Source organism: Algoriphagus iocasae (genome assembly GCF_014206875.1).
In the GTDB taxonomy this organism is placed as follows: domain Bacteria; phylum Bacteroidota; class Bacteroidia; order Cytophagales; family Cyclobacteriaceae; genus Algoriphagus; species Algoriphagus iocasae.
In genome coordinates, this window is record NZ_JACIJO010000001.1 from 459824 (window position 1) to 478869 (window position 19046).

Sequence of the window (19046 nt, forward strand, 5' to 3'; positions counted from 1 at the left end):
TCCTAAAAGAATTCGGGTTATGCAGGGGAAATTATCCCGGCCAAAGGCAATTATTCGGGAGGAGGGGTTAATTTTGCAGTCTGAAAATATTACTCAAAAAGTTAGATTTCGAATGTTCAATTTATTTAAGAAAAAGAAAGAGGAAGTTAAGAAGCCTGCTTATCTGCCTCTAAAAGTGAGGGAGGTAGTTAAAGAAACGGCAGATACAGTAAGTATTTATTTTGAGCAACCAGAGCCTTTTTTAGAGTATAAACCTGGTCAGTTTTTGACCCTCATCATAGATTTTGATGGCAAAGAGCAAAGAAGATCCTATAGCCTTTGCACCTCGCCATTTGTTGATCCTTTTCCCGGAATATCTGTAAAGAGAGTTCCTGGTGGTTTGTTTTCGAACTTTTTGAATGAAAAAATCCATCCTGGAAAAACCATCAATGTCCTGAAACCATTAGGACATTTTACCACAGATTTTCATTCCAAAAATCAAAAGCATTTCTTCTTGGTAGCTGGCGGAAGTGGTATCACTCCGATGATGGGAATCTTGAAGTCTGTTTTGGTCAATGAGCCGAAATCAAAAGTAACTTTGCTGTATTGCAGCAGACATGAAGATCATATCATCTTCAAGAAAGAGCTTGATCAATTAGAAGAGAAATATCCTGATACTCTAAAAGTCATTCATAATCTTAGTCAGCCGACATCTGCATGGACTGGTTTGAAAGGAAGGCTGACAAGCGAAATGCTGTCAGGTTTTGTGAAAGCAGCTGAAGAGGAAGCGGATTACGAAACAGAATATTTTATCTGTGGGCCAGAAGGGATTTTAGAGACTACAATGGATTTACTTTCATCCCTTTACATTCCAAAGGAAAAAATTCATAAAGAAAGTTTCTATTCTGCGGCAGCAGAGGCAGCTCATGAAGCAGCAAGTTTGGCAGGAGGGCTTACCCGTGATGTATGGGTAGAACTAGAAGGAGAGGAGCACTTGGTTTCTGTTTCTCCGGACAAAACTATTTTGGAAGCAGGGCTGGATCTAAATCTGAATATGCCTTTTAGTTGTCAAAGCGGATTGTGTACAGCTTGTCGTGGGAAATTACTAAGCGGAGAAGTGAAAATGGATGAAGATGGCGGACTTAGTGATAATGAGATCAAAGACGGTTATGTACTTTGCTGCGTAGGGAGACCTCTAACCAGCGATGTGAAAATCCGAATTGAGTAATTCCGAAACTTATGGAAATTGAAGAAATCCGGAAGATCTACAAAAGCCTTGAGCAATTGGTTTTGATCTTAATGCTAATCGCATTGCCAGTTTTTGGAATGATTTACCTGTATTATAATTCAGGGAATCTGGATTGGGGACTACCAGAATTGCCTGATTTTTTAAATGGAATTTTAGCGGGATCAGGTACGGCTCTTTTATTGGTTCAGTACCTTTTGTTTCACAGAAAACTTAAAGCAAGTTTTCAGAAGGAGGAACTCTTGAAAAAGGTGAAGATTTATGCAAATGCAACCAGGGAGCGGTTTTTTATCCTATTCATCTGTTCCTTGGTTTCGACTTTGGGCCTTTTGTTTTTCTCTAACCCGTATTTCATTGTCTTATTTGCAGGTACGTTGGTGTTTTTCTCCTTGGCAAAACCGAGTCCAGATCGTATGGGCAGATTGATGAAACTGAAAAAAGAAGATCGGGATATTATTCTTGAGGCTTCCCGACCAGAGTAAAAAATAAGAGGCTGTCTCAAAATATCTTGATGTCACATTGAGCACTTGTGAGACGAGAGTCTCGAAATCGAAATTTGGTTTGATTGGATAAATCAAGCCTTCGATAGACGCGACTTTTGTCGCTCCAGTGCTACCAATGACAGATTGATTAAATGGCACGATATTCGGGTCAGTCCGAGCGGAGTCGAGGACCCTTCGACTCCGCTCAGGGTGACCGAAATTCAGTTTTTGAGAGTAATTCCTGTCATTTCCTTTTTGTATGTTCCAAGAATTTTTAAGGCTGACAAATGAATGCAATTTGAGACAGCCTCTTTTATTGTATGAGTTGGTTTAGTTTTCGATTACAATATTTCCTGAAGAGATGGATCCTTTCACCCATTCTGAGGCTCCATTGTCAATCTCCAGATTTCTGCCTGTATTAATTCCACCTACTTTTAAGTTGCCAGAAGAAGCTCTCAAAGAGAAATTCAAAGATTTAAGATCTGAAGAAGTTTGAATTCTAAAAGATCCGGAAGTTCCGTTAAATCTGGTATTTCCAGCCAATCCTGCATTGGTAGCTCTGATGTTTCCGGAAGTAAATCTCAATTCCCCCAGAGTGCCGATATTGCTTAGTTTAGCATTTCCTGAAGTGAGCGAAGCGCTTAATTCACCCATAATGGAATCAGCATCCAATGAACCACTGGTAGACTCATAATCCACATTGCCTTTTACATGGGTAATGTCTGCATTTCCGGAAGTTACTCCTGCCGTTACATTTCCTTCTACTTCGTCAATATAAAGAGAACCTGAGCTAGCTTTGATTTTTAGATCACCTTTGATGTTTGATGCGGATACTTTTCCAGAGCTTACTCGAAGATTCGTTTCATCGTTAGTCACACCGTCTACGCTGATAGTCCCAGAGCTGTTTTTGATGTCCAAAGCCATTGCCATAGGACCATTGATTTTGATAAAACCTTTGTTTCGGTTGTTTCCCCAAGAGCTAGAGCTGTTTTTTCTTTCGTAGGAAATTTTCAAAACATCACCTACTGTTACAAAAATGATATCCTGGTTTTCATCATTGGATTCTAGATATGCTTCCACTTTGACATCGGAGCTGGAACTTCCATCATAAGTGACGTTTAGCCATCCACCACTAACCTCGATTTTACTGATACCCGAATAGGTTTTGTTAGTGTCGACGATGACATTCTGCGCAAAAGAAACTGTAGCAAAAAGAAGCAATGCAAACAGCATAGGGCTGATTTTGTAGATTGTTTTCATGAGAATATGATTGATTTATATAATTCGTTTAAAAAGCAAAGTGAAGGAATCACGATTCTTGATTTCTGATCATTCGTGATTCCTTTCCCATGCTTTGCATTGATTTTATCTGATTGTGATACCAAAACTCATGGCATTAACTTCTGGTCCTAGGTTTTCCTGAAACAGGTTGTTTAAATCATAGTTGAAGAAAAGTGTGACATCTCCAACGCCAATTTCTCCTCTAGCACCATACCTGAAATTTTCAACATACATATTCGATTTTTCGAATTGCTTTTGCTTGTTTCCATTTTCGTCATCGTAGACAAACTTCCCTCTTCCACCAATTCTTAGGCCTGCATAGCCACCCAATCCCAATCTTAGCTTGTGATTGTTAGTCAAAAGAGTTGGTACTAATGTGAAATTCACATAGGATGCTGAAATCTTGGATTTAGTACCGGTACCACCTTCGAATTCCTCCCAGGTAATCCCTTCAGGATTTTTCACAGCGATCAAACTTCTGTCTTCCAGTTTGAAATTGTACCAGTTGACACCGATGGAAGAGATCAAGTGAAAGTTTTTAGCGGGTTTGTAAACCCCTTCGATGTTGATCGCATAATACCAAGATCCCCAAGGTTTCACATCTGGCATTTCGCCTGATGGGTTCACCAAGTTGATTCCTAGTTCCGTATTAAAGTCAGCGTGGAATTTATTTCTTTTGGATTTGTAGCGGTCTTTGATTTGAATTTCATCGTCTTCCTCCACTTCCAGTATCCATTTTCCTTCTTCGTTTTTTGCGTATTTCCAGGTATTTCCAAAGACTTTGATGACTTTATCTTTGGTGTAAATCACTGTGTCAGGTTCGTTTTGTGCCAAAGCTGTGCTAAGGGTAAAAACGAAAAGTAGTAGTGTAATCAGTTGGTTTTTCATGATAAAAGAGTGTTAAAGCGAGGGACAAAGCCCTCGTTTTTTTAGAATACTATACCAAAAGTGATTGGGTTTAACTCAGGACCTTTTCCTTCTTGGAAAAGTGTATTGAGGTCATAAGTACTGAAGAAAGTAACTCTTCCAACACCGATTTCACCTCTCACACCATATCTGAAGTTATTTAGATATAGCCCTGTGTTTTGCTTGTCTTTTTTACGACCAGAACCTCCGAGTTCTCTGTAAACGTATTTAGATTGGCCGCCAAGTCTATATCCAGCATATGGTCCGGCTGCGATTCTTAATCCTCTTCTGCCATTGTCATTCATTTTTCCAAAGTCCAGTTCCAGCATGGTCATCGCAGTGATATAGGATGCGGAAATTTTGCTTTTGAAACCATCTACGTCAGTTCTTTGCAAGAAATCGATCATATCATCTCCACGTACCGCTTGATAATCACGGTTCTCAAACTTGAAGTTGTAGAACTGGAATCCCAAGCCAAAGTCCCAATAAAAGCCTTTGGATAATCTCTGAGCAGCCATCCAATTGATACCTACATTCCAGCTTCCCCAACCTTTGACAGCATATGGATTGTCGGATGTCGGGAAACTTCCAGATCCATCCAGGTAGTTGTTTACCCCAAGATCTAAATTGAAATAGGTTCTGAATGGCGGATCACTGTTCTTTTTTATGCCGGATTCCACACGAACTTTGGTGTTTTCACCGGATTCATCCACCAGAATTCTCATTCCTCCGATGTATACTTCGGTTTCGTCCCAGTCTTCTCTAACTTTCACCACTTCTTTGGTGCTTCCGTCTTTTTTCTTGATCTCTACGATGGTCAGTTCACCGGAATCTTCGTTTTCTTCCAAATCCAATTCACGGATGATCTGATTGATATTCATCAGCTTTAACTTTTCAAAATCTTCTTTGCTGTCTACGATGATGACTACTTTTCCGGACTTGCCGAATTCTACGACTACACTGTCGCTCATGACCGTTTTATAGGTGTCATTGGATGGCATATTGCTGGCAAATCCTACTTGCACCAGTGCCATCAGGCAAAATAATAACAGATATTTTTTCATGATTTGGTTCTAATTTCTTGTGGCGATTTTTTTATTTATCAGCTCTTTCTCTTTTGGAAGTCATGTTGACAAAGAGATTGTTTTTGGCATCTTGCAAGTCTGCCAATCCCTGATCTACTTTACCAAGTAATCCTCCGACTTCATTCACTGTTTTGCCGATTTCAGCAATCAGGTTTTTGTCTTTTGGCTCTTCCTTAAGACCATCTGAAAAGATTTTAACTCGATAGGCAGGTTCCTCCACTTCGGTCTTAGGAGTATTCTCTGCAATCGCTTGATTAAGATCCAGTGCGGGAGCAGTAATTTCTGGCTCCACTATCAACACTGTCTCTGTCTTTTCCTCGATTGTAATTGCTTCGGCGATAACCTTTTCCTCTTCTCGTGTTTCGGTCATGGCGATCAGATTCTGGTTTGGTGCCTCTGCGATTTGTGGCTGAGGAGTAGATGGTTTAACTGATTTAGTTTCTGTTTTTGATTTCTCCTGAGTTGGAGCAGGAGTGGTTTTATTTTCTTCAGGTAAATTGATTTCGCTTTCTATGGGAGTTTCTTCAGAACTCAAATTTTCAGAAGGTTCAGCTATTTGGGCTGTTTTATCTTCTTGCTGAATGACTCCTTGATTGGTAGCCAGCATGTCACCAGTCGGATCGGTGGATTCTAGAGGATATAAAAAATATCCTGCAGAGAGTAATATCACCACTGAAGCAGCAGCTGCCCACCAGAAACCTTTATTTGATTTTGGTTCTTTTGGCAGTTTGCTTTCCAATCTTTCCCAGGCTAGTGCACTGGGCTTGATGCTGTGCTGGTCCAGTTTTTCTTTGAAAACTTTATCCAGATTTTGTGATGAATTAGCCATTGTTTCTCCTTTCGTTTGGTATTAGACAGGCAATTTTTTCTTTTAAAACATTACGTGCTCGATTGAGCTGCGACTTAGAGGTACTTTCGTTGATTCCCAGTAGTTCGGCAATTTCTTTATGAGAAAACCCTTCGATCGCATAGAGGTTGAAAACGGTGCGATAACCTACTGGAAGACTCTTCACCATGTCCATCAATTCCTCAGTTTCGAGATGGTTGAGTTCATAGTTGTGGTCTTTGAAATCCGAATCATTTTCCATATTCACCTCCATTGTCAAATGTCTGTTGCTACGTAGTGTCATGAGAGCCTGAGTGACGATGATTCTTTTCATCCAGCCTTCGAAACTTCCTTTGTTCTGAAACTGTGGAAGTTTTTCAAAGATCTTCATGAAGCCTTCGATCATCACATCTTCAGCATGTTCGCGGTCTTTTAAGTACCGGATGCAGATGGCCAGAAATTTTCCCGAGTAGGTATCATATAGGTGGCGCTGGGCGGACCGATCACCCTTAAGGCATCCTTGTATAATTCCTGATTCGGTAGAAAAATTGGTTCTGCTGAACATTACTAGTGGCTTTCAAATAGGTAGATGCAGCTCATAAAGAGATGGTTGCTTGGGGAGGTGAAAAAAAGTTAATTATTTTTTATTCTATTTGAAAAGTAATTGTAAAATATTGATAAATAAAGAGTTATGATATTGATTCTGGTTGGAATTATTTTTTGAAAATATGATTTTTTGAAATCTTTCCAGTGAGTTTATTTCCTTTATTTGATATGAGAGTAGCTCAAAGAGGGGAGATTGATGCTTCAACAATTCTGTTGTTTCCCGAATTCTCGAAGCTTTGAGCATTTTTCTGGCAGGAAAGTGGAAATAAGTAATTAATAAAAGGCTTTATAATTAATCTGGATATCCAGCAAGGTCCATTCGTTTTCCTTAATCGTAATTGGCTGGATATTTCCATCTCCATCAAAAATATTGGCGAAAAGACCACCTTCTTCTACTGTTACCACAGAATATCTTCCAGGACTTAGGTCGATGGCATATTTTCCGGATCCGTCTGTTTTTACTTCTTTGATTTTTTTGGTAGCAATGGAAGTGATCAATCCATCCTCTACTTTGACATCTGAAATATTGGTAAGTGGGAAGATCTGTACTGTCCGCTCCACTTTTTGGGCTTCTTTTTCAGGGTCTTCTCCATCTTGAATACTCGGCATCATGTTTCCTTCCAGCCAAGTGATGGTTCCCACGACGCCTTGTCCTTCGGGTTGATAAGGTTTACAATAAGTCATGCCAATCAAAAGTAAGAATATGCCAAGGTATTGAGATAGTGTTTTCATTTTGGTCTGGTTATAAAAATCGTGTTTTGGTTTCAGATATTCTCGAAGAGCATAAATGATTCCAAATACTGCGGGATAATCGTATTCCATCCCAATTCATCTTTGAGCTTGCGGCCTAAAACAGTTGCGCTTTTCTCCTCACCATGGATGATAAAGGTGAATTTAGGGCGATCTGTAAACCCTTCTGCCCAATCCATCAATTCACTTTGGTCTGCATGGGCAGAAAGCCCTTCTATTTGATAGATTTTAGCTTTTACAGGAACACTTCTTCCATAAATACTGGTTTCTGGTTCGCCTTCTACCAATCGTCTTCCTCGGGTTCCTTCTGCTTGATATCCTACAAAAATTACCCCGTTTTTCTCACTTGGCAGATGGTGAAACAAATGGTGAAGTACACGTCCTCCTGTGGCCATTCCACTTGCTGAAATAATAATCGCATTGCCCCGAAATTCATTCAATGATCTTGATTGTTCCTGCTTTTGGAAATAATGAAGTTGCGAATGATCAAATGGATGGTTGTTTTCTTCCTCTAATACCGCAGCTAACTGATGATCATTTTTGAAATCCAGATAGAGTTTTGTGGCATTGATGGCCATAGGGGAATCTAAGAAAATCGGAACTTTCGGGATTTTTCCTTTCTCCATTAACTGAAATAAATAATACATCACCAGCTGGGTCCGTCCCACTGCAAACGCCGGGATTATCACTAGTCCTCCTCGATCAAATGTATCTCTAATTGCTCTGCCAAGTTCGTCTTCTGCTCTCACGGGTGGACTTACCCGGTCTCCGTAAGTAGACTCTATCCAAAGTACATCTGCTTTTGGAATCCGTGTGGGAGGGTATAAAATCGGGTCATGGTACCTGCCAAGATCTCCCGAGAAAACCAGTTTTTTCTCCTGGGTTTCTCCTTTGATAATGATTTTGACAATGGAAGCCCCAAGAATATGTCCTGCATGATAATAAGTTACTGTAACGTTTTTGTTGATTTTGAAAGGTCTTTCAAAATCCTGTGGAACCAACTGAGGAAAGACAGCCTCTGCATCATCTTGAGTGTAAAGCGGCTGAGGATCGGTATGTTTTGAATAGCCTTTCTTTTTGGCATATTCAGCTTCCTCTTCCTGTAGCTTTCCTGAGTCCAAAAGAAGAATTTTTGCTAGTTCGGCGGTTGCCTCGGTGCAATAAATCGGCCCGGAAAAGCCTTGTTTCACCAATTTGGGAAGGTAACCTATATGATCTAAGTGGGCATGGGTTAGGATGATCGCTTCCATTTCCATTGGGGGCATGGGGAATTTGTCCCAGTTTCTCTCTCTTAGAAAGCGAGGACCTTGGTATAGACCGCAGTCCACCAAAAATTCAAATTCACCTAAATCGATGAGGTATTTAGATCCGGTAACTGCTCCTGCGCCACCTAAAAATTTTACGGTTACATCCATAGTGTTGGTTATTTGGGAACAGAAGTTACAAAAAAAGAGGCATCCAATTGGATACCTCTTGCTTTTTAAGTACCGGATTTTGTGAAAAGAATCCGGCGAGAAGATATAAATGAGTTTATTTTGATACGCTATCTACTTTGGCTTTGCTAAGCTCAAATTTAGCCTTGCTGATGCTGTCCAACTGGGCTCTGGAAAGTGAGTCCAAATAAACCTCTTCAGCATCGTCATTGTCATTGTCTTCGTCATCATCCTCATCACAAGTCACACATACTAGGCCTGCTTCATTGAATACCCAGATGTTTCTTTGATTTACCTGAGAAGAACGATATCCATTTCTGTAGATCGTATTTCTGATAATTTCCAGAATCGATCTTTCCATGATGAATGGCTTCTCATAAGGAACATTCAAGACAAGATTTATTTTTTGATCTCTGAATGAGTCCAAAGAGTTTACATCAAAGCCTTCATCGAAAGTCACCAATGAATCAAGCACAGAATAGTTATAGACAATCTTCTCTGCATTTTCCATCGCTTCTGCTTTAGATCTTCCTCTTGAGAAAGCATCTTTTGTCAATGTCACAACTGAATCCGCAGTACCTTCGATTCTTAAATTCACTCTGTTGAAAGTCGCCTCATCACTGATTGGATTCAGACTTAAAATCATGGTTCCCTTAGAAACTGGAAGGACTTCCTCACTCTTATACCAGTTTTCAGATTTGAATAGTGCGATAATTCTTGGGATCTGGAATCCACAGATTCCAATACAAAGCAACCATAATCCAAGTGCCACCAAGCCCATTCTTCCACCGATGATGTTTTTCTTTGCCAGGACACTCAGGCCTAGAAGCAAGATGATGATGCCTGGAATAATCAGCAAGAAAGATGCTGCTACTACTAACCAAACCGGTACTAGATTAGAGAACAATTCTATTGGGAAATTATCCATCATCATTCCGTAGTCGTCATTGGTGAAGATTCCGAAGTAAACTCCCAAGGTCACCAAAGGTGCGATGGTAATCACAAGACCAAGGAAGAAAACGAATAGTCCGAATAGCACTCTAATGACTGCCAAAATTACTCTGCCTACCGGTCCCAATGCTTTCCCAATCGCTTCGATTACTTGTCCAATGATCCGAAAAGGAGTCAACAAGATTTTACGAGTGTTTGATTCCGGCATAGGAGGAATCGGATTTTGGCTTTCTTTTACTGTTGTGTCAATATTATCCAAGGTGATTTCACCACCTTTCATCTGGATTCTTTCTGTAATAGAGCTGGCAACTGGAGTGATAATCCAAAGTACCAGGTAAATCACAAACCCTGACCCACCAGCCAGAATCAAAAGAGCCAATGCCAATCTGGTCCAGATCACTTCGATTCCGAAGTAAGCTGCCAATCCTGAAGCTACCCCTCCAAGAACTTTGTCATCTGGGTTTCTATATAGTTTTTTGACATTTTTATCTTCTACGATTTCATAAGAAACTGGAAGAATCACCCATAAAACTATGTAAGCGACTACTGCCAAGAATCCGAAACTGAAACCAAAACGGAAGTTATCGAAAGGCATGAAATCGAATAGCCCGCTATTGAATCGTACGTTTCCACTGAATAAAAGCAGAATGGCAATCAGTCTGGTCCATAGTGGATCGATGGCAAAGTATTGTGCAATACCTGCGCAGACACCGCCTAGGATCTTTTTGTTTTCCAGTCTTACCAGCTTTTTATAACCGCCTTTTTCAGATTGTGGAGGAGTGACATATTTATAGTAGTCTTCGTCTTTCGCTGATTTTGTGTTTTCGAATTCTTCTTCAAGCTTTTCTTCTTCCACAGTTGCGAAATCCGCAATGGTACCCATTTTTTCAATGAGTTTTTCCACATTATCGGCAGTGATTACCTGCTTGTTGTTTTTCAGGTTGCTCAGGAATATCTCTGCGATCCTGTTTTCGATGTCAGAGATGATTTCATGATTGTCTTTATAAGAAGAAAAGTGTTTGTTGATCGCATCCAGATATTTGCGGAGCGTCTCGTATCCGTCTTCTTCTATGTGGAAAAGAATTCCACTGATGTTTATGCTTATCGTCTTTTTCATGTGTTGTTCAATTTAGAGAGTGGCCACATGCCCGCAAGTCGAAGGACAGGGAATCGCGCTGAATGGATCACAGGCTAGATTCGGGAATGTGCTGCTCAGGTTCATAGGTTCAATTCTTAGAGGTGATTTGTAATGTGGAATTGACTAGTGAGGTCCAGGTTTCCGAAAGGGTACCTAGAAATTCCTTGCCCTCCTCGGTGATTGAATAATATTTTCGAGGTGGTCCCGATTCAGATTCTACCCAACGGTATTGAACTAATGAGGCAGACTTGAGCCTATTGAGCAGGGGATAGAGGGTTCCTTCTACCACGATCATCTGAACTTGCGTTAGCTCGTCGATCAGGTCAGAAGTATACACCTCACCCCGGGAGATAATGTGCAAAACGCAAAACTCCAGGAGCCCTTTGCGCATTTGAATCTGTGTGTTGGCGACATTCATATATAAGGTGATTTATTTTCCTTGCTGTTGGAAAAATCCATTTCCGTTTCCTCTTTTGATAGAAAAATGATACCAATCTTTTCACAGCTACCTTGTATAACCTAATTCCTTGCTATATAAAGGTTCTTTGGATTACCAATAGCCCTGCAAACCCTTTCTATAGCTTCTTTTAAGTGGGTTTTTCATTTTTAGAACTTTTTTAAAAAAAATATCAGCTAAAGTGTAACATTTCTATTTCGGTCAAAAAACTGCAAAAAAGTGAACAGGATTATGTACGATGGCGTACAGTTGTTGGAATTTTTAAATAAAAAGGCCAAGGAATATTAGCGACTTAGATATTTGCTTTATTTTGGTTTTGTGAAGATCACAAGACTTTTAAAAACAAACATTTTTCTGATCCTTTTCTCGGTGACAATGGCACCAAGGATCGGTTTTTCTCAATCTTTGGCGCCGAAATATTCCAATGAATTTTTAAGCATAGGAGTGGGAGCCCGGGCTTTGGGAATGGGAGGTGCACAGGTTGCCTCCACGCATGATGTGACTTCAGCTTACTGGAATCCAGCGGCGCTGATGGGGATTCAGCATAAATATGAATTTACCCTCATGCACTCTGAATATTTCGCCGGAGTCGCTCAGTACGATTACCTCGGCTTTTCTACAAATATCAAAAGTGAAAGCCAAGTTGCTGTATCCCTGATTCGTTTTGGGGTTGATGATATACCTGATACGAGATTTCTCTACGATGCCAATGGAGCCCTCAATTATAACAACATCCAGTTTTTTAATGCCGCCGATTATGCCTTGCTCTTAAGCTATGCGAGGGATCTTTCGGATCATTTTAAGGTAGGAATGAATGCCAAATTGATTCATAGAAATGTCGGCAAATTTGCTCAGGCTTGGGGCTTCGGTCTTGATGTGGGCGGTATTTATATCAAAGAAAAACTTACCCTTGGACTGATGGTGAGAGATATCACCACCACCTTCAATGCCTGGTCTCATAATGCCGAACTCGTCAAAGAAATTTATGCCCAGACGGACAATGAAGTTCCGATTAACTCTGTAGAATTGACTTTGCCAAGGGCTATTGGAAGTATCGCATACGAATGGAACTTAGGAGAAAAGTTTAATCTTTTGGCAGTGGCCGACTTGGACATGACTTTCGATGGAGAAAGAAATACCTTAATCAGTACCTCCTTGATCAGCATTGACCCTCGGTTGGGAATCGAAGCAGGTTTTCAGAAAATTGCTTATCTAAGAGCCGGGATTGGAAACTTCCAGTATATCAAAGATTTTGATGGCAGTAAGTCTTTGAATTTTCAACCCAGTATGGGATTGGGAGTGGTTTTGAATGAAAAGTTTCAAATTGATTATGCATTGTCGGATATCGGAAATGTGTCGGAAACTCCTTATTCCCATGTTTTTAGCGTGAAAGTCAGCCTGGAAAAATTGGATGCGGAATTCAGAAAATTTAAAGGATGGAATCGATGAACAAATTGAAATTCTTAGTATCCATTCTATTTGTCTTTGCTTTTGCAGGAATCACTTTTGCGCAGCAACCAGCCTGGTATAAATACAATCAGACTTATTATAAAATTCTGACTGCCAAAGATGGGATTTATAGGATTTCGCCGGAGGCTTTGACCGCTTCGGGGATGAATTTAAATTCCGTTGACCCGAGGAATTTGCGAATGTACCATCGAGGAAAAGAGGTGGCGATTTCAATTTCTGGAGAAAATGATGGCAAGTTGGACGCAGGTGACTTCATTGATTTTTATGGCCTTCGCAATGATGGGACTCTGGATTCACTGCTCTACACTACTTTTGATAGAATTCCCAATCCATATTTCAATACGCATTCGGATAGCACTGCTTTTTTCCTGACTGTCACTCCTGGTGAAATGGGGAAAAGAATGGTTCAAAGAACTGCCCCAGAAAGCAATTTGCCTCAGTTGACAACCTACACCTCTGAGAAATTGGAAGTTTATGGAGAGCAATATTCTTTGGGTGTTGGCTATGCTTTGGATTTTAGGCTTTCCATTTTTGATACAGGTCAGGGCTGGATGAGTTCTGTAATCACTAAAGGAAATACCCGGCAATTTACAATTTCAGGTCTCGGATCTCCTGCCAATTCCGGTGCTGGCAAACTAGAAATAGGTTTGGTTGGAAGATCTCTCAATAATCATCAAACGGTGATTTCTGTTGGACCAAATACTACTTCGCAAAGAGTTATCCGAACTGAGAATTTTTACGGCTTTGAATATCCTCAATTGACTTTGCCATTGGCAATGAGTGATTTTAATGCAGACGGAAGCATCGTAATCAGTGTCAGATCTGCTGGCTCGGAAGGAGCAGACAATGTTTCTGTGGCATATAATAAGGTGAGTTTTCAGGAAAGGGTAGTAGCAGGAGATTTCTCTTCTGAATTATTTATTCTTCCTACAGGGAATCAGCGAATTACAGTTTCTCAAAAAACTGGAGATTACGCTGCATTGGAAATATCTGATTATAGAAATCCACAAGTAGTTCAACTCTCTCAAACTGCAAATCAGTTGAGTTTCAGAGCATCCATTCCTAGTGATAGCAGTAGAATTTGGGTAGAAAATCAGGCTGAAATAATCCAAGTGACCAAATTGAAGCCGCTACAGTTTAAGAATTATTTAGCCCAGGAAGCAGATTATATTTTAGTGGGACACCATGCATTGGAAGTTTCGGCTTCTCAATATGAAAATCCATTGCAATCCTATGCAGCTCATCGATCTTCCCCTTTGGGAGGAGGGTTCAAGACCATGACGGTTTTTATGGAGGAGCTTTATGATCAATATGGGTATGGTGAGGAAGGGCCTACAGCTTTGTTTGAATTTTTGAGAACGTATTATCCTGCTCATAAACCTACCCACCTATTGCTTGCAGGAAGATCCTTGACTATGTATTCTACTGCAAGGCAAAATGGAGTAACCTATTTTTACAGAAATAATCCTTCAGCTTTTGCCTTCCAAAACCTTGTTCCTCCAGGAGGATACCCGATTTCGGATAACAATTTTGTAGTCGGGCTGGATCCTTCCAATCCCGATTCACCAGCTATGGCAGTAGGGCGAATTCCTGCTAAAAATTCCCAGCAACTCGCAGATTATTTGGATAAAGCAATCGAAAAAGATGCAGTTGGAGTTTCTGCTCCATGGCAAAAAGAGTTGATCCACTTGGGCGGGGGAGTTTCGGAGTTTGAGTTAGACAGATATTTCAACTTCTTAAATGGCTATAAAACCATTGCCGAAGGTCTGTATCTCGGAGGAAATGTAACCACTTATAGGAAGCGGTCTAATTCGACCGTTGAACTGATAGATATCACTGGTGATTTGAATGAAGGTAGGTCGCTAGTAACATTTTTTGGGCATGGTTCTCCAACCATTATCGATATAGAAATTGGCTTTGCTTCTGATCCAACCTTGAACTATCAAAACAAAGGAAAATACCCGGTGATGTTGTTTAATGGCTGTGATTATGGAAGTGCTTTTGGAACAGTATATACTCAGTCGGAGGATTGGGTGATCACTCCGGAAAAGGGAGCATCGAATATCATGGCAAACACAGCTGTGGGTGTGGATGTGATTTTAAATAGGTATTCAAATTCTTTTTACAGAACAGCATTCGCAGATAGTTCGAGCATTTACAAGACAGTTGGTGAAGTGAAGAAAATCGCTGAGACCTACTTTGTGGATACTTATGGTACGACGCCTTTGAGCTATTCCCACATGGAGCAGATGGTGCTATTGGGAGATCCTGGAGTAAGGATGTTTCCCGCAAATAAGGCTGATTATTCTTTAGATGAAAATGAGGTTTTCTTCGAAAGCTTTGACGATACTCCACTCAATGCACTTTCTGATAGTATCAAGTTAACTTTTGTGTTGAGAAATATCGGGATTGTCAATACCGACTCCGTCGAATATAGAATCAAAAGAAAGCTTCCTGACGGTACTGAATTTCAATATGAGACTTTCAAAATACCTTATATCTCCAGAAAGGATACGTTGATGTTTTCAGTCCCAAATATTGGGCTGAATGCTGCAGGAGAAAATACTTTTACCCTTGAGGTAAACCCTGGGAGAGAAGTACCGGAAATGACTTTCGTGAATAATAGCATTTCAGTATCAGAGTTTATTCCTCTCAGCGGAACATTGAATTTATTCCCATTGAATTTTGGGATTGTTTCTGAAAGTAATGTGAATTTGGTGGCACAGATCCCGGGGAAATCCGCTGCAGATCGTACCATCATTTTCCAAATTGACTCAGCAAAGAATTTCAATTCTGCCTTTAGAAAGGAAATAAGAATTACAACTTCAGGATTGGCAGAATGGCCAGTGAATTTATCCACTTCTTCAGATTCAGTGACCTATTACTGGAGGACAAAATTCCAAGAACATCAGCCTGGAGAAACGGACTCTTGGACCAATTCCAGTTTTTCATTGATTCCAAACGGACCGGAAGGATGGACGCAGCGAACAATCCCTCAGTTGGAAGAAAACCAATTGGACAATCTAGAAATCAATTCTCAGAGAAACGGTTTCAAGTTTCTGGATAGAAAATTAGGCTTTGAAGTATTTACGGTGGGTGCGGCAGTGGATACATTGAACTTTAGGAATACGCAATTTTATCTCGATCAGGTACCACAGATCATCGATAATGTAAACAATGCCAATAGCAGACTTTGTCCAAATGGCTCTTTAGGTTTGGTGACTTTTGACCATAAAAGCCTGATGCCTTATTTGCCTGTTCCTGTTCCGGGATTTGATATTCTGGATGGAAGAGCATGCGGAAGAGTCCCTCAATTGATCCAAAGTATTCAGAATTCTTGGATTACTACTCCTGGCCAAACCATGCTGGAACAGTACACAAATGGAGTAAAAGACGATGATTATGTGGTGATTTTCTCTGTTGGTAACGTCACCTTTGATGCTTGGCCGGACGAGGCGTATGCGCTTTTAAAAGAATTTGGTGCCAATGAAGCTACCTTGAGAAACCTGAAAACCGGGGATCCTTATATTCTTTATGGAAGAAAGGGAATGAAACCTGGAGAGGCGATTGAGATTGTGGGCAATACAAATCAGGAGTTTCCGCCAAACCAACAGACGCTTTCCTTTGAGTCTGAAGTGGAGGGTTATATTACCTCCGGGGTGATTTTGACTCCTCGTGTAGGGCCAGCATCCAACTGGGAGCGTTTCTTCCAAAATGTCAATGCCAGAACCTGGATCAACGAAGAGGATTTCACCTATTTCGATATTCTTGGAGTGAAAAATGATGGTTCTGAGGAATTGATCTTGGGGAATGCTGTAGATCAGGAGATTGACTTGAGTTTCATCGATCCGTTGACTTATCCTTATTTGAGACTCAGATATTCTATGAATGACCCTCAATCCACAGCTCCAGCTCAATTGGATAAATGGCAGGTGAATTATTCCGGGGTTCCTGAAGGTGCTTTGACCGTCAAATCTTCCAGAGAAAGGATAAATCTAAGGGAAGGAGAGCAGGCAGCAATTGAGTTGATTTTCAAAAACGTCTCAAAATATAACTTCCTGGATTCCATTCAGGTGGATTGGAAATGGACGAATCTCGCTTCCAAGAAGGTTGAAAACTTCAGTAAGAAATTCCCGGCATTGAAAGCTGGAGAATCTTTCGAATTCAGCATTGATTTTAATTCAATCGGTAAATCCGGGGAAAATGAATTAGAAGTTTTTGCCAATCCAAGAATCCAGCAAGAGCAGACTTTTAGAAATAATCAGATTGATTTCGGTACGTATATCGTCGTGGAGGGAGATCAGTCTACATCCTTGCTTGATGTGAATTTTGACGGAATTTATATCATGGACGGGGACATAGTTTCGCCTTCAGTTTTGGTAACTGCCCAGTTGGTTAATGACCAGACTTTGCTTTATAAAAAGGATACAGTTGGGATGGAGATTTTCTTGAAGCAGAATTGTGAAAGTTGTGACTTTAAACGAGTCAATTTCTCCGATCCAAATCTTACTTGGACTCCAGCTTCGGAGGACGAGCGATTCAAAGTTTCTTTCCTTCCAGGACCTTTGGAAGATGGAATGTATACGCTGATGATTCAGAATGAAGATTCGCCACAGCCATACGAGATTACATTTGAAGTCATCAATGAATCCCAAATCACCAATTTCTACCCTTATCCAAATCCATTTAGCACGAGTGTGAAATTTGTATTTACGGTGACCGGTTCGGAAGTTCCTGATGAGATCAAAATCCAGATAATGACGGTCACAGGCAAGGTCGTTCGTGAAATCCTTCAAAATGAATTAGGGCCAATCCGAATCGGAAATAACATTACGGATTACGCGTGGGATGGAAAAGATGAATTCGGTGATCAATTGGCCAATGGGGTTTATATCTATCGCGTTCTCGTCCGAAAAAATGGTCAGTTTATGGAGCATCGACCAACTGCCGGAGACAAAGCCTTTAAAAAAGGCTATGGAAAGATGTATTTGTTACGCTAGTTGAGGAGTAGAAAAAAATAAAAGCAGAGAAAACCGTAGCTATTAACCCGATTCTGGAAAATAAAGATGGTTTTGGGGTGGCGGTAAATAAGTTACCAGTAATGCTATGACGACCGTGCAACCGACAAACATCAAACAGAAATGAGACAAAATATATCAATTTTAGTTGGCTCAGGATTTTCAATTCCCGAAGAAATTCCGGGTGTTCGACAATTAAATCAAAGGCTTTCTAAAATTGACGAAAGTGAAATTTTAATTCACACAGACCAAAGGGCAATATTCTTAAACGGACAGGAAGACCCAAACCGTTGGTCAAGGTGGGACGAAAGAATTTTTCTTCAAGAATTTTTAGAGTTTTATAGTGCCGAAGTTCTAAAACCGAGTGAAGAATTTCATTACGAAACTTTTTATGACTACTATTCTGGCTATTTAACAAACCAAGAAAACAAAGAAGCCATTGAAGATTTTTACAAACGGTTTAACGACAAGCATTTTAAGGGTTCAGATAATCAAAGAGACTGTTACAACAGAATTTCAGACTTCAACAGAAGCTTTAATCAACTTTTAGCATCACAGCTCCACAAGACAAAATATTTTGAAGATATAAGTACATTAAATTATCCACCATATGACCCATTCATCGGATTTTTAAGAGAGTTGCTTAAAACTTGTGACATTAAATTTCACACATTAAACCACGACTTGTTTTTTGACTGGTTAGGACGACATCATTCAGAACTTTTGCAACATTTTACTGACGGTTACCAACTTGAAGGTTCGCCATTTTATGGGACAGTTAGTTATGACTTCAATGGTGGCACAGACAAAAAAGTGCATAAAACCTATTATGTAAAACTTGAACGTTTCGTTGACAAATTTGACAAATCACTTGCCCTTTACAAACTTCACGGAAGTGTTTTTAATACAATTGTCTATACACCACAACCTGACCAACAAAGAATTCGCTTAAAAGACAATTATGCAGTATCTCGGTTTTTAATGGAAGTTACAGACCCTGTAACGGGAGAACAAAAATTTGAGAATTTATGGGACGAAGTAGCTCCTGACTTTTTAAGTGGGACTACTAATAAAACAAGATTTTATACTGGTGACCCTTACTATAAAAATCTATTTAAACATTTTGAAAACAACCTTTCGACATCAGAACTTCTTGTTGTAATTGGTTACGGTTTTCAAGACCCTGGAATAAACGAATATCTTGAGAAAAACTTTTTATCAAGGGGTAAACATATGGTTGTAATTGACCCATACAAACCAAAGACAGACTTGCTTGAAAAATACAAAGCGACTTATATTCCTAAAGGAGTTACGCAAGTGACGTATCAAGAATATTTGGAACAAATTCCAACAGAACTTAAACCAAAAGCGGAATGACAACACAACGACAGGAAAGAAGCACTACCGCTAACACGGGT

14 protein-coding genes are annotated in these 19046 nt (G+C 40.1%); 5 read left to right on the forward strand and 9 right to left on the reverse strand.

All coding sequences use genetic code 11. The features are described 5' to 3' along the window. Positions 1-112: 112 nt before the first annotated feature. Complete coding sequence (locus FHS59_RS01985) at positions 113-1207, forward strand: ferredoxin--NADP reductase (RefSeq protein WP_184492733.1); 1095 nt, start codon at positions 113-115, stop codon at positions 1205-1207. An 11-nt stretch (positions 1208-1218) separates the two neighbouring features. Continuing rightward, positions 1219-1707 (forward strand): hypothetical protein, encoded by a 489-nt coding sequence (locus tag FHS59_RS01990; RefSeq protein ID WP_184492734.1) that lies wholly within the window; start codon positions 1219-1221, stop codon positions 1705-1707. A 330-nt stretch (positions 1708-2037) separates the two neighbouring features. Here FHS59_RS01990 and FHS59_RS01995 read toward each other — a convergent pair whose 3' ends face one another. The 9 genes from FHS59_RS01995 to FHS59_RS02035 form a co-directional block, all read right to left on the reverse strand. Further along, positions 2038-2967 carry a DUF4097 family beta strand repeat-containing protein gene (locus FHS59_RS01995; RefSeq protein WP_184492735.1) on the reverse strand — a complete coding sequence of 310 codons (930 nt, stop codon included), beginning with the start codon at positions 2965-2967 and terminating at the stop codon, positions 2038-2040. Positions 2968-3072: 105 nt separating this feature from the next. After that, on the reverse strand, positions 3073-3876 hold the full coding sequence (locus tag FHS59_RS02000) for a hypothetical protein (RefSeq protein ID WP_184492736.1): 804 nt from the start codon (positions 3874-3876) through the stop codon (positions 3073-3075). Between the two features lie 41 nt (positions 3877-3917). Then, positions 3918-4958, reverse strand: coding sequence for an outer membrane beta-barrel protein (locus tag FHS59_RS02005; RefSeq protein WP_184492737.1), 1041 nt, complete (start codon positions 4956-4958; stop codon positions 3918-3920). Positions 4959-4989: 31 nt separating this feature from the next. Further along, positions 4990-5808: a hypothetical protein gene (locus FHS59_RS02010; protein WP_184492738.1), complete on the reverse strand. Its 819-nt coding sequence runs from the start codon at positions 5806-5808 to the stop codon at positions 4990-4992. Next, entirely contained in the window at positions 5801-6370 is a 570-nt protein-coding gene (locus FHS59_RS02015) for an RNA polymerase sigma factor (RefSeq protein WP_184492739.1), read from the reverse strand. The genes FHS59_RS02010 and FHS59_RS02015 overlap by 8 nt, the downstream gene beginning before the upstream one ends. Before the next feature lie 314 nt (positions 6371-6684). Continuing rightward, positions 6685-7143 carry a peptidase associated/transthyretin-like domain-containing protein gene (locus FHS59_RS02020; protein ID WP_184492740.1) on the reverse strand — a complete coding sequence of 153 codons (459 nt, stop codon included), beginning with the start codon at positions 7141-7143 and terminating at the stop codon, positions 6685-6687. Positions 7144-7175: 32 nt separating this feature from the next. Next, positions 7176-8576, reverse strand: coding sequence for an MBL fold metallo-hydrolase RNA specificity domain-containing protein (locus tag FHS59_RS02025; RefSeq protein WP_184492741.1), 1401 nt, complete (start codon positions 8574-8576; stop codon positions 7176-7178). Between the two features lie 115 nt (positions 8577-8691). Then, on the reverse strand, positions 8692-10662 hold the full coding sequence (locus FHS59_RS02030; protein ID WP_184492742.1) for a PspC domain-containing protein: 1971 nt from the start codon (positions 10660-10662) through the stop codon (positions 8692-8694). Between the two features lie 109 nt (positions 10663-10771). Continuing rightward, positions 10772-11101 carry a PadR family transcriptional regulator gene (locus FHS59_RS02035; RefSeq protein ID WP_184492743.1) on the reverse strand — a complete coding sequence of 110 codons (330 nt, stop codon included), beginning with the start codon at positions 11099-11101 and terminating at the stop codon, positions 10772-10774. Positions 11102-11515: 414 nt separating this feature from the next. Here FHS59_RS02035 and FHS59_RS02040 point away from each other — a divergent pair, with 414 nt between their 5' ends. The 3 genes from FHS59_RS02040 (at position 11516) to FHS59_RS02050 (ending at position 19005) form a co-directional block, all read left to right on the forward strand. Beyond that, complete coding sequence (locus FHS59_RS02040; RefSeq protein WP_184492744.1) at positions 11516-12589, forward strand: putative type IX sorting system protein PorV2; 1074 nt, start codon at positions 11516-11518, stop codon at positions 12587-12589. Beyond that, entirely contained in the window at positions 12586-17610 is a 5025-nt protein-coding gene (gene porU2, locus FHS59_RS02045) for a putative type IX secretion system sortase PorU2 (protein WP_184492745.1), read from the forward strand. The genes FHS59_RS02040 and porU2 overlap by 4 nt, the downstream gene beginning before the upstream one ends. 141 nt (positions 17611-17751) lie before the next feature. Continuing rightward, positions 17752-19005 carry an SIR2 family protein gene (locus FHS59_RS02050; RefSeq protein WP_184492746.1) on the forward strand — a complete coding sequence of 418 codons (1254 nt, stop codon included), beginning with the start codon at positions 17752-17754 and terminating at the stop codon, positions 19003-19005. The last annotated feature ends 41 nt before the right edge of the window (positions 19006-19046 follow it).

Bases quoted from the DNA above. Each gene is read 5' to 3' on its own strand.
- FHS59_RS02010 (WP_184492738.1), bottom strand. From the start codon at position 5,808: ATGGCTAATTCATCACAAAATCTGGATAAAGTTTTCAAAGAAAAACTG.
- FHS59_RS01990 (WP_184492734.1), top strand. From the start codon at position 1,219: ATGGAAATTGAAGAAATCCGGAAGATCTACAAAAGCCTTGAGCAATTG.
- FHS59_RS02005 (WP_184492737.1), bottom strand. From the start codon at position 4,958: ATGAAAAAATATCTGTTATTATTTTGCCTGATGGCACTGGTGCAAGTA.
- FHS59_RS02030 (WP_184492742.1), bottom strand. From the start codon at position 10,662: ATGAAAAAGACGATAAGCATAAACATCAGTGGAATTCTTTTCCACATA.
- FHS59_RS02035 (WP_184492743.1), bottom strand. From the start codon at position 11,101: ATGAATGTCGCCAACACACAGATTCAAATGCGCAAAGGGCTCCTGGAG.
- FHS59_RS02000 (WP_184492736.1), bottom strand. From the start codon at position 3,876: ATGAAAAACCAACTGATTACACTACTACTTTTCGTTTTTACCCTTAGC.
- FHS59_RS02025 (WP_184492741.1), bottom strand. From the start codon at position 8,576: ATGGATGTAACCGTAAAATTTTTAGGTGGCGCAGGAGCAGTTACCGGA.
- FHS59_RS02020 (WP_184492740.1), bottom strand. From the start codon at position 7,143: ATGAAAACACTATCTCAATACCTTGGCATATTCTTACTTTTGATTGGC.
- FHS59_RS01995 (WP_184492735.1), bottom strand. From the start codon at position 2,967: ATGAAAACAATCTACAAAATCAGCCCTATGCTGTTTGCATTGCTTCTT.
- porU2 (WP_184492745.1), top strand. From the start codon at position 12,586: ATGAACAAATTGAAATTCTTAGTATCCATTCTATTTGTCTTTGCTTTT.
- FHS59_RS02015 (WP_184492739.1), bottom strand. From the start codon at position 6,370: ATGTTCAGCAGAACCAATTTTTCTACCGAATCAGGAATTATACAAGGA.
- FHS59_RS02050 (WP_184492746.1), top strand. From the start codon at position 17,752: ATGAGACAAAATATATCAATTTTAGTTGGCTCAGGATTTTCAATTCCC.
- FHS59_RS01985 (WP_184492733.1), top strand. From the start codon at position 113: ATGTTCAATTTATTTAAGAAAAAGAAAGAGGAAGTTAAGAAGCCTGCT.
- FHS59_RS02040 (WP_184492744.1), top strand. From the start codon at position 11,516: ATGGCACCAAGGATCGGTTTTTCTCAATCTTTGGCGCCGAAATATTCC.